The 9,217-nt window shown below is 59.6% G+C and carries 6 protein-coding genes; 2 read left to right on the top strand and 4 right to left on the bottom strand.

The features are described from left to right. Positions 1-41: 41 nt before the first annotated feature. A complete protein-coding gene (locus B3R00_RS14650) occupies positions 42-974 on the top strand; it encodes an electron transfer flavoprotein subunit alpha/FixB family protein (RefSeq protein WP_286999628.1) in 933 nt (310 codons plus the stop codon). A gap of 158 nt (positions 975-1,132) precedes the next feature. On the opposite strand, the gene B3R00_RS14645 is transcribed toward B3R00_RS14650, so the two are convergent. The 3 genes from B3R00_RS14645 to B3R00_RS14635 form a co-directional block, all read right to left on the bottom strand. Next, a complete protein-coding gene (locus B3R00_RS14645) occupies positions 1,133-2,953 on the bottom strand; it encodes a DUF3413 domain-containing protein (protein ID WP_286999626.1) in 1,821 nt (606 codons plus the stop codon). Positions 2,954-3,197: 244 nt separating this feature from the next. Further along, positions 3,198-4,247: a porin gene (locus B3R00_RS14640; RefSeq protein WP_284213106.1), complete on the bottom strand. Its 1,050-nt coding sequence runs from the start codon at positions 4,245-4,247 to the stop codon at positions 3,198-3,200. A 213-nt stretch (positions 4,248-4,460) separates the two neighbouring features. Continuing rightward, entirely contained in the window at positions 4,461-5,438 is a 978-nt protein-coding gene (locus tag B3R00_RS14635) for a GMP reductase (RefSeq protein ID WP_286999625.1), read from the bottom strand. A gap of 287 nt (positions 5,439-5,725) precedes the next feature. On the opposite strand from B3R00_RS14635, the gene B3R00_RS14630 reads away from it, so the two are divergent. Beyond that, on the top strand, positions 5,726-8,173 hold the full coding sequence (locus B3R00_RS14630; RefSeq protein WP_286999624.1) for a UvrD-helicase domain-containing protein: 2,448 nt from the start codon (positions 5,726-5,728) through the stop codon (positions 8,171-8,173). Between the two features lie 87 nt (positions 8,174-8,260). Here B3R00_RS14630 and B3R00_RS14625 read toward each other — a convergent pair whose 3' ends face one another. Continuing rightward, positions 8,261-9,103, bottom strand: coding sequence for a BPSS1780 family membrane protein (locus tag B3R00_RS14625; protein ID WP_174863015.1), 843 nt, complete (start codon positions 9,101-9,103; stop codon positions 8,261-8,263). Positions 9,104-9,217: the final 114 nt, after the last annotated feature.

The following is a 9,217-nucleotide window of genomic DNA, read 5'->3' as shown; positions in this document are numbered from 1 at the left end:
TGCGCAGACTTCGCAAGAACGTAAAGAATTTTGGAGTTGATATGACTTCTCTCGTAATCGCTGAACACGACAACGCCTCCATCAAGGGCGCCACCCTCAACACCGTAACCGCGGCCAAGGCCTGCGGTGGTGACGTGCACGTGCTGGTCGCCGGTGAAGGCGCCGCTGCTGCAGCCGCTGCAGCCGCCCAGATCGCCGGTGTGTCCAAGGTCATCCACGCCGATGGCGCCAGCCTCAAGGACGGCCTGGCCGAGAACATCGCCGCCCAGGTGCTGGCCATTGCTGGCAACTACAGCCACATCCTGTTCCCCGCCACCGCCAGCGGCAAAAACGCCGCCCCTCGCGTGGCTGCCAAGCTGGACGTCGCCCAGATCAGCGACATCACCGCCGTGATAGCCGCTGACACCTTCGAGCGCCCCATCTACGCGGGCAACGCCATTGCCACCGTGCAAAGCGCTGACGCTACCAAGGTCATCACCGTGCGTGGCACCGGCTTTGACGCCGCAGCAGCCACCGGTGGTTCTGCGACGGTGGAAACAGCCGCCGCTGTGGCCGACGCTGGCAAGAGCGCCTTCGTGGGCCGTGAAGTGACCAAGAGCGACCGCCCCGAACTCACTGCCGCCAAGATCATCGTCTCCGGTGGCCGTGCCCTGGGCAGCGCCGAGAAGTTCAACGAAGTCATCACCCCCCTGGCCGACAAGCTGGGCGCCGCCATCGGTGCCAGCCGTGCGGCCGTCGATGCGGGCTACGCCCCCAACGACCTGCAGGTGGGCCAGACCGGCAAGATCGTGGCGCCCCAGCTGTACATTGCTGCCGGTATCTCCGGTGCCATCCAGCACCTGGCCGGCATGAAGGACTCCAAGGTGATCGTGGCGATCAACAAGGACCCCGAAGCGCCGATCTTCTCGGTGGCGGACTACGGTCTGGAAGCCGACCTGTTTGCGGCAGTGCCAGAAATGGTGGGCAAGCTGTAAAAAGCTTTTCAGCCCTAGCACAGAATGACAAAAGGAGCCGAATGGCTCCTTTTGTTTTTGTAACTACCAGCGCCCGCAGAACAAGCGGCAGCGCCTGTTTGAGGGTATATCGGCAGTATGTTGAAGGGGCAGAACCAGCGCTGCCCATGCCCGCCTATTTATTTGTTGAAACGGCTCATCTGTTCCATCGCCTGCTGCACATGCTCAAAGTTGGGCGAGTCTTTGAGTGGCCGGTAGCGCTTGTCGACCAGTTGGAACTGTCCTGCCGAGCCGACTTCCAGAATGCGGTCTTTGCCAACGATGGCGTATTGGCTGTAGCCAGAGGACAGCAGCCAGTCGCGATCGCTGGGTGTACCCAGCAGGTCAATCCCGGTAGAAAAATCCTGCGCCGGGTTTTGCACCCCGAGGTAGTTCTTCATCAGGGTCGGCACGATGTCTGCGTGGCTGGTGAAAAGGCCTTGCCAGCGCGCATCGGTTGCCAGCCCTTGGCCCACCATCACAAACGGCACTTTCACCTGTATGTCGGAGAAGTTGCTGTTGTGGCCCCAGTAGTTCAGGCCGTTGTCGTTGATTTCTTCGCCGTGGTCGCCGGTAATGATGACGATGGTGTTGTCCAGCGCACCCGAGGCTTGCAGGGTGTCGAGTACTTTTTTGGCCTGGCTGTCGACAAAATGCACGCTGGTCTTGTATGCGTTGATCCAGGGCTGTGTGTCGGCACCCGGGGTGCGCTGTGTGTAGTCCAGCCGCTGTGGCAGGGGTTCGTAGCGGTGCGGGTAGTCCTTGGGGTATTCGTAGCCGTGCGGCGCATCGTAGAACAGGAACGAGAAAGAGGGCTGGTTGGGGTTGCTGTGCTTGAACCAGTCGATCCATTCATTCGTGATGGCGATGTCGCGCTCGACGACGGTGGCGCCGGGGCTGGCGGTGCGCAGGTTGGGAACCTTGGAGAACACCGTCTGGTCAAACTCGGGATTGTTGAGCTGTGCGGAAGCAAAAATGCCGAGTTGGTAGTTCAGCGCCTGAAGGCGATCCATGAACAGCGGGCTGGTGCGGTTGTCCAGCATGCTGTGCCAGTAGGAGCCGGGTAGCCCGTAAAACATGCCGAAAATGCCTACGCGTGTGGCATTGCCCGTTGACATGTGCTGGTTCAGCATGCGGCCTGACTGCGCAAATTTCCACAAGTTGGGCGTGTTTTCCGCATTGAAGGTTTCTGCCCGCCAGGAGTCGATGACCAAGAAAACCAGGTTCACCGGCTTTTCCACGGCAGTCACTTGCAGCGGTTGGACGGGGTAGCGCAAATCGCTGTTTTGCTTTTGTGCGGTCAGTAGTTTCTGGCGCTCCAGCGCTTCTTCGTCCACCCAGCCATATTTGCGCATGGTGCTGTTGGAGGTGGCAGGATAGAACAGCGGCAGGTAGCGCTTGATCTGGGTGATGGGCTGGTAAGCGTGGGCTGCAGCCCAGACATGCATGGAGTTGCATGTCAGCAGCGACAGAATGGCCAGCATGCCGAATTTGCGCGTGGTCTTGAGGCTTTGCGCAGTGGGGCTGCGTTCCAGAAAATGCAGCAGCCCATATTCCAGTGCCCACAGCAAGATAATGCCAGCCCCCGCCATCAGCCACATGGAGATGGGGAACTCAATCACCTGGCCGGCCATGAACATCTCCAGCACCACCGCATTGATGTGGAAGCGGTACTGTGCAAACACATTTGTGTCTACAAAGAGTAGCGCAATCACCAGCGTTGCTGCGGCAGAAATGCTGAGTTTGCGGGCCAGCCCTGGCAAAAAGGCACAAGGCAGCGCCAGCAATGCCACGGCGGCGCCCAGCAGCGCCATCTGAGAGAACGTGCCTGTGATGATGAACAGCCAGTCGAGCAGGCTGTCTGGTATTTCAGGCAAAAAATGAAAATAACGGGTAGCGATCAGCGACGCTATCAAGATATTGATGGAAATGAATTTTCCGTAGTTTCTGATTTTCAGCATAGAAATCCGGGCACACGCACAAACTAAGGCACCGATTGTGCCGCTTTCTCCCTATCTGCCCTGAACGCACCAGCCAAAGCCGTGTGCAGATGGCGAATGGCGCAGTGCAGGCGCGTGCGGCCATGTCCGGAATGACACAAGAAAATAGCTTCCAGCCCTTGTGTTTCAAGCGCTGGAAGCTATCAATTCAGGTAGTGAAAAAGGAGCCCCGAAGGACTCCTTTCCCCACCAGGAAGTTCACACCTTAGAAGGAGTGGCGCAGACCCACTTGCACGGCATGCTGTTTGCCGCTGTCGCTCAGGGTGGCGCCCGAGTCAGCCACCAGGCTCATGGTGCCGCCGTCCTTGTTCTTCAGGTAGGAGTACGTGCCGTACAGCGCGGTGCGCTTGGACAGGTTGTGCTCATAGCCCAGTGAGAACTGGTCGGCCTTTTGCGCATCCAGGCTGGCCATGTTGTGGCGCTCGTAGCGGTTGTACGAAGCCTTCACCACACCTGCGGCGCCCACGGGGGCCGCTGCACCTAATGTGTAGGTCTTGTCCTTGTAGTCCGCCATGCCTTGGGGCTGGTTGTTGGTCTGGCGGTAAGCGCCCACCATTTTGACAACGCCAAAGTCATAGCCTGCGCCCAGTGCGTAAGAGCGTTGGCGCGTGTCCAGGCCACCCAGCAGGCTGTTGTTTTGCTGTTCCGCCGCAAAAGTGGCAGACCATGGGCCTTGTGCGTAAGACACGGCGGCGTCGTAGTAAGCCTTGGTCTTCCAGGTGCTGTTGGACTGCTCACCGAACGCATAGTTGGCCGCGAAGGTCAGGCCGCCAAAGTTGGGCGAGACGTAGCCAATCAGGTTGTCTTTGCGCTTGTCATCGTTGTTGCCCAGCCCCCAGGATTGCGTGCCGCCGATGCCGGCGTGGTTGAACACGTCATAGCGCTGCATCGCCTTGTAGGCGGCGGTTTCATCGCGGCCCAGGTGTACTTCACCGAAGTTGCCCAGCAGGCCCACGGTGGCGCGGCGCTTGAAGTCCAGACCGCTGCCGCTGTCCCCATTGCCGGTGTCTGCATTGATGCCCGACTCCAGTACAAACTGCGCTTTCAGGCCGTTGCCCAGATCTTCGGTGCCGCGCAGGCCAAAGTAGCTGTCTTTGTTGCCCCCAGAGTTCAGGCCAGACCATGTGTTTTGCCCATCGACCACAGTCACTGCCTGGTCGATGTTGCCGTACAACTGCACGGACGACTGCGCAAATGCAGCACCGGTGGTTGCCATGGCCAACAAAGGCAGAGAAGCGATGATTTTTTTCTTCATGTAGGAACTCCAATCAAACAAATGAACTTGCGTAGTGTTGGTGCTTGCTTCGCTGTAAAAGTTCGTCATGGCTACAAACTGTTGCGGGTGTTTGCAATTTCTTTACGTAGGTTTACATAGCCCGCAGGCAGCAGCAGCGGTTGCTACTGCGCGCTCAATGCAGGCGTAAAAAAAGCTGCACGAGGCAGCTTTTTGAAGGGGGAGACTGCGGATTTACATCAGCAGGTGTTCACCGGCGTTGTCGCCGCCCAAGATGACGTAGTTGACCTTGCGGATGTCCATCAGCTTGGTGCCGCCGGCATAGCTGATGGAGGACTGCACGTCTTGCTCCATCTCGATCAGCGTGTTCTTCAGCGGGCCTTTGATGGGCTCCAGAATGCGCTTGCCTTCCACGTGCTTGTACTCACCCTTGTTGTGGTCCGACGCCGAGCCGTAGTATTCCTTGTACAACTCGCCATCCACTTCCACGGTCTTGCCGGGCGACTCTTCATGGCCTGCAAACAGGGAGCCGATCATCACCATGGTGGCGCCAAAGCGAATGCTCTTGGCAATGTCACCATGGCTGCGGATACCGCCGTCGGCAATGATGGGCTTGGTGGCCACGCGCGCGCACCACTTCAGGGCCGACAACTGCCAGCCGCCCGTGCCAAAACCGGTCTTGAGCTTGGTGATACACACCTTGCCGGGGCCTACGCCCACCTTGGTCGCGTCGGCGCCCCAGGCTTCCAGGTCAATCACGGCTTCGGGGGTGGCCACGTTGCCGGCAATCACGAAGGCGTCAGGGATCTTGGCCTTCAGGTACTGGATCATGTTCTTCACGCTGTCGGCATGGCCATGGGCGATGTCGATGGTGATGTACTCTGGGCAGATTTCCTGCTCCACAAACTTGTCGACGGTGGCGTAGTCGGCGGGTTTGACACCCAGCGAGATCGAGGCGTACAGGCCTTGCGACTGCATGTCCTTGGTGAACTGGACGTTGTCGATGTCAAAACGGTGCATCACGTAGAAGTAACCGTGCTGCGCCAAATACTTACAGATCTTCTCGTCCAACACGGTCTTCATGTTGGCAGGCACGACAGGCAGTCGGAAAGTGCGGCCACCCAGCTCTACGCTGGCGTTGCACTCCGAGCGGCTTTCCACGCGGCACTTGCGGGGCAGCAGCAGGATGTTGTCGTAGTCGAAGATTTCCATGGTTCCAAGCTCCAGAAAAAGGTCATGGCGGGAGTCTCACCCACCTGCATTTCAAAAGAAAGGCGCTTGGCTTGGTGCCCGGTTTGGCTGGCCCCGACAAAAATTTGGGCCAAAAAAAACCGGACCACAAAAACTTGGGCCCGGTGATTGATTCTATACGTCGGGGCATGCACGCAGTACAGGCTGGGGTGAATGAACGCTATACGCCTAGGTGTATACCGCTGTGGGGGCAGGCTGCATGCACGGCTGCGCCCAAGGGGCGGCGGCACTTTCTACAATGGAGGGCTATGTTCCCCATCGACCTGCTTGACGGTGCCCATGACGGCACGCCCCCTTCCCAGAATTCGCCCTTGCTGCAAGGCTTGAACGACGAACAGCGTGCCGCCGTGACCCTGCCGCAAGGCCATGCACTGGTGCTGGCGGGCGCAGGTTCGGGCAAGACGCGGGTGCTGACCACACGCATTGCGTGGCTGCTACAGACCGGGCAGGTCTCGCCCGGCGGCATCATGGCCGTGACGTTCACGAACAAGGCCGCCAAGGAGATGAACACGCGCCTGTCGGCCATGCTGCCTTACAACGTGCGCGGCATGTGGATTGGCACTTTCCACGGCCTGTGCAACCGCTTGCTGCGGGCCCACCACCAGGCGGCGGGGCTGCCCGCCACATTTCAGATTCTGGACACGCAGGACCAGCTCTCGGCCATCAAACGCCTGTGCAAGCAGTACAACGTGGACGATGAGCGCTTTCCGCCCAAGCAGCTGGGCTGGTTCATTGCCGGCTGCAAGGAAGAGGGCATGCGCCCCAAAGACGTGGTGGCGGCCGATCCGGACACCAAAAAGAAGGTGGAGCTGTACCAGCTCTACGAAGAGCAATGCCAGCGCGAAGGCGTGGTGGACTTTGGCGAGCTGATGCTGCGCAGCTTTGAGCTGCTGCGTGACGATGTACACCTGCGCCAGCATTACCAGCGGCGCTTTCGCTACATCTTGGTGGACGAGTTTCAGGACACCAACAAGCTGCAGTACGCCTGGCTGAAACAGCTGGCCGGTGAGATGGTCAATGGCCAGCTGCAAGGCAGCTCCAGTGTGCTGGCCGTGGGGGACGATGACCAGAGCATCTACGCCTTCCGCGGCGCGCGCGTGGGCAATATGAGTGATTTTGTGCGCGAGTTTGGCGTGCAGCACCAGATCAAGCTGGAGCAAAACTACCGCAGCTACGGCAATATTTTGGACAGCGCCAACGCGCTGATCGAGCACAACAGCCAGCGCCTGGGCAAGAACCTGCGCACCGACCAAGGCGCCGGTGAGCCGGTGCGCGTGATGGAGTCGCCCACCGACTTGGATGAGGCCAGCTGGATCGTCGGTGAGATCAAAGACCTGGTGCGCAATGACGGTTACAGCCGCCAGGAAATCGCCATCCTCTACCGCAGCAACGCCCAAAGCCGGGTGATTGAAAGCAAGCTGTTCAACGCCGGCATTCCCTACCGCGTGTATGGCGGCATGCGCTTTTTTGAACGTGCTGAGGTCAAGCATGCGCTGGCCTATTTGCGCCTGATTGAGAACCCGCACGACGAAACCAGTTTTTTGCGGGTGGTGAACTTTCCCGCACGCGGCATTGGCGCGCGCAGCATTGAAACCCTGCAAGAAACCGCGCGTGCGGCGGGCTGCTCCTTGAGCGACGCCGTCACCGCCGTGGGCGGCGCTGCGGGCACCAAGCTGCAAGGTTTTGTGGCCAAGATCGATGTGCTGCGCGAGGAAACCGAAGGCAAAACCCTGCGCCAGACCATCGAGCGCATGCTGGAAGTCAGTGGTCTGATTGATTTTTACAGCACCGAAAAAGAAGGCGCTGACCGCATTGAAAACTTGAAGGAGTTGATCAACGCGGCCGAAAGCTTTGTCACCCAGGAAGGGTTTGGCAAGGATGCCGTGGCGCTGCCGGTGGATGAAACGGGCAAAGCACTGACGCAAAGCCCCGCCAGCCAAGGTATTGATAGCAGCTTGCCCATGCTGGACTTGCCTTTGGGCGGCGTGGGGGCCGCAGCGGGCACCGATGCCGAAACCGGTGAAACCCTCTCGCCCCTGCAAGCCTTCTTGGTGCATGCGGCGCTGGAGGCGGGCGACAACCAGGCCCAGGCCGGGCAAGACGCCGTACAGCTGATGACGGTGCACGCCAGCAAGGGGCTGGAGTTTGACGTGGTGTTCATCGGCGGGCTGGAAGAGGGCTTGTTTCCCCACGAAAACGCCATGAGCGACAAGGGTGGTCTGGAAGAAGAGCGCCGCCTGATGTACGTGGCCATCACCCGCGCGCGCAAGCGCCTGTACTTGAGCCATTCGCAAAGCCGCATGCTGCATGGCCGCACCACGTTCAACTTGCCCAGCCGTTTTCTGGATGAGCTGCCCGAAGGCGCACTCAAGTGGCTCAGTGCCAAGGCTGGATTTGGGAGTTTTGCACCTAAAAGTGCAGCTGCTGGCGCTTATGGGACGGGCGCTAGAGGCCAATTTGGCGCATATACGCCGAAAGGCCCGGAAATCTTTGCCAACCCGGTCGTGCCCGTGCAAAAAGCCGTGCCTGGCCACGGGATTGTCAAAGGCAAGTCCGTGTTCCACACCAAGTTTGGCGAAGGCAAAGTGCTGGCGGTGGAAGGCACGGGCGACGATGCCCGTGCGCAAATCAGCTTTCCGCGCCACGGCACCAAGTGGCTGGCGCTGGCGATTGCCAAGCTGACGGTGGTGGATTGAACGGGCGGGCGCCCGCGCCTGCCTGCAGGCACAAAAAAGGACGCTGGTGAGCGTCCTTTTTTGATGGTGATTGGCGGCGGATGCGGCTTATTTGTAGTCGTACGTCACATCGTCCACGTGCAGCGTGCGCTCATGGTCGGGGGGCGAGAAGCAGTCGCGGAAGGTGAACACTGCAGAAGTTAAAAACATGGTGACCAGGGCCATGCCCAGCATGATGGTCAAAATGCTGGCCGCCAGATTGACGGCAGAGCCCAGCAGTGCCGACAGCAGCAAGGTCACCAGCGACAGGGCCAAGCCCGCGCCAACTGCCAGACCAAACCAGCCCAGCGCATACATCAGGAAGGCGCGGAAATTGCGCACACAGGCAATCACGCTGAAGAAGATGGCTTTGACCGGGGAGACGCCGTGCCAGTGCACCAGTGCAGGGGCATGCCACATCAGCATGGCCAGCAGGTTGTACAGCGCAAAGCCGCCCCACAGCGCGATTTGAAAGCCAGGTTGCTGCACCAGCTCTTCGGCCAGCTCGGGCGTCATGGGTTCGTTGCCCAGCGACATTTTGGCCAGCGTGCCGTCGTCAAACAGCGAGGTCAGCAGCGTAATCAGCACAATGCCCACGCTGTAGAACACGCCCAAAATCAGCAGAGACTGGATGTGGGTTTTGCCCCCGCGAAAAGGCGCAAGCACCAGATTGGGGCGGGGTGCGCGGTCTTGCGAGACTTCGGCAGCGCCCAGCATCATGACCAAGAACACCGAGGGCATGAGAATGAGTGCGGCGTAAGGGCCGAGGATGGGGAACATGCCGATCAGGGACACGGCCGCCATGCTGATGAACAGCAGCGCAGTCAGCGCCATGGGCTGGCGCCAGAAGGTTTGCATGCCGAGTTTGACCCATTGCAGGCCGGTACTGGCAGGAACGATATGAAGTTTCATGTCTGTAAAGAGGCAAGCCTAAGGCTGCAAACGGCAGCACTTGCCACGCGGTGAACTGTACCCCACTGCCCTGGGGTGGAGCAGGGTGTAGGGCTGCTGCTGCCCAGGCTGTAC

It is taken from the genome of Comamonas sp. UBA7840 (assembly GCF_002501455.1).
Classification (GTDB): domain Bacteria; phylum Pseudomonadota; class Gammaproteobacteria; order Burkholderiales; family Burkholderiaceae_C; genus Comamonas; species Comamonas jiangduensis.
The sequence above is the reverse complement of the archived record's forward strand: the minus strand, read 5'-3'. Positions and strand labels throughout refer to the sequence as shown.